This window comes from Dermacoccus sp. UBA1591 (genome assembly GCF_002322065.1).
GTDB lineage: Bacteria > Actinomycetota > Actinomycetes > Actinomycetales > Dermatophilaceae > Dermacoccus > Dermacoccus nishinomiyaensis.
In genome coordinates this window covers 447-2,297 of sequence record NZ_DCNR01000081.1, presented here as the reverse complement: position 1 = coordinate 2,297, position 1,851 = coordinate 447, and the positions used below count along the sequence as shown (strand labels likewise).

The window sequence follows — 1,851 nt, the reverse complement described above, 5'->3', positions numbered from 1 at the left end:
GTGCCCATGTGCGATCATCGGTCACAGTCGCTCATCGCCGTGTTCACCCGCCGGCGCGCAGATCCCAGCACCAGCAGCCGGGCCCGGACATGACAGAACTGGCGGTCACACCCAGGGTGTGCCGCCAGTCGTCGACGCGGGGCTCAGGTCAGCTGGCGCGGCGGGCGCGGGCGTTGCGGCGCTTGAGAGCGCGACGCTCGTCTTCCGAGAGGCCGCCCCAGACGCCTGCATCCTGACCGGATTCGAGAGCCCACTTCAGGCAGGTGTCGATCACTTCGCAGCGTCGGCACACAGCCTTGGCGTCTTCGATCTGCTGCAGGGCAGGGCCGGTGTTGCCGATCGGGAAGAAAAGCTCCGGGTCCTCGTCCAGGCACGCAGCGCGATTGCGCCAATCCATGTGGCTTGCTCCTTGATGTCTCCGCTGAAACCGGCGGGGTCGGTTCGAACGCTGCCGGGGTGCCGGCGTGTCCACAGTGCGACGCTGGGACGCGCTGCGGAGGTGTTCCGTTATAGGTTCACACCTGGCGCGGGCGAGCACAAGGGGTTTGCCCGAACTTTTTGTGTGCTTATGTGAGCTTTTGCTCACACGATGTTCGTAAATGTCGCGGCGTAAAGTGGAAGCGTGGACACCACCCGCTCGACGTCATCGATCCCCGCTCCCACCTGGAAGGGCTCGCGCGCCCATTGGCTCGCCGCCGCTACGGGCACGGCGATCTCGGCGGCCGCCATCCTCGTCATGGCCGTCATGTCGGTCGTGAGCGCCGTCACCGGATCGGCCAGCACGACGACGCGCGCCCTCACGGAGGCGGCCATGCTCGTCGTCCTCGGGGGAGCGGTGCTGGCCCTCGTCGTCGGCCTGGTGCGTGCCAAGTCACTGGTCAAGACCCCGACGCTGCTGTGGAACGCCATGCTCGTGCCGATCGGCTTCAGCCTCATGGACGGCGGTGCCGCCGCGCTCGGCATCGCGACCGTCGTCGTTGCTGTGGCGACGTTCGTCGTCGCGCTGCCGCTACCGCGCTACGAGGCGGACGTCGAGGACGGCGCGGCGCTCTGAGAGCCGGCGGGTGACGTCGGGGGACTCGCCGAGCCGCGGGACGTCGCAGAACTCGTCGCGCTCGACGACGCACCCGCATCCTTCGTCGACTCACCGGTTCGCAGCTTCGCGCCGAGCAGGTCGAGGAGCGCGGGCACGGTCTTCGTCGTGTACGCGCGGCGCGAATCGGCGTGCGAGTCGGCCAGCGTCGAGAAACCGATGCCGGAGAAACGAACGACCGCCGCAGCCTCCCCCGTGCGCACGAGCGCATAGGTCGTCGTCCCGTCGGTGAAGGAATCGCTGACGCCGTGCGCGCCCTCGCCGTAGAACGTGTAGAGACCGCGGTTGGCCTGGGCGCGCTTCTCGTGCAGGGCCTTGTCACGCTTCCAGGCGGCCTCGACGTCCTTCCACTCACCGGTGTGCGGCAGCGCGATGACGAAGTGGCTGCGGTCGTCAGAGGGTTCACCGGCGATGTTCAACTCGAGCGTGTCGTCGCTGCCGCTCACCCCGTCGAGGTGCGGGATGATCGGCGCGAGCTCGCCGCGGGTGAACAGTGACGTCGCGTCGGGCACGGAGGACGGGTCGACCGTCTTGCCGTCGAGGCGTAGCTGCAGCGGTTTGTCGACGTGCGTCGACCCAGCGGCGGCCGACGAGGAGGCAGATCCCGACGACGAGGCGCTGGGCGACGCGCCCGTGGTCGCGGACGACGGCGTCGCAGCGGACGTGCTCGTCGCCGCGGTGGGGGAGGAGGCCGGCGACGTCTCGGCCGAACCGGTCGTCGCGACGACGACGGGCAGGGCGGCGACGACGAGGCCGGC

General features: G+C 69.3%; 2 protein-coding genes and 1 pseudogene. 1 reads left to right on the top strand and 2 read right to left on the bottom strand.

The features are described 5' to 3' along the window. Positions 1–148 precede the first annotated feature (148 nt). Positions 149–397 carry a WhiB family transcriptional regulator gene (locus B2284_RS08470; RefSeq protein WP_006943843.1) on the bottom strand — a complete coding sequence of 83 codons (249 nt, stop codon included), beginning with the start codon at positions 395–397 and terminating at the stop codon, positions 149–151. Between the two features lie 225 nt (positions 398–622). Between B2284_RS08470 and B2284_RS08465 the strand changes: the two genes are divergently transcribed. After that, positions 623–1,054, top strand: a complete 432-nt coding sequence (locus tag B2284_RS08465; protein ID WP_006943863.1) for a hypothetical protein — start codon at positions 623–625, stop codon at positions 1,052–1,054. Here B2284_RS08465 and B2284_RS08460 read toward each other — a convergent pair. Continuing rightward, positions 1,018–1,851: pseudogene (locus tag B2284_RS08460) on the bottom strand (hypothetical protein); the annotation flags it as partial. The gene B2284_RS08465 and the pseudogene B2284_RS08460 overlap by 37 nt on opposite strands.

Bases quoted from the DNA above. Each gene is read 5' to 3' on its own strand.
- B2284_RS08470 (WP_006943843.1), bottom strand. From the start codon at position 397: ATGGATTGGCGCAATCGCGCTGCGTGCCTGGACGAGGACCCGGAGCTT.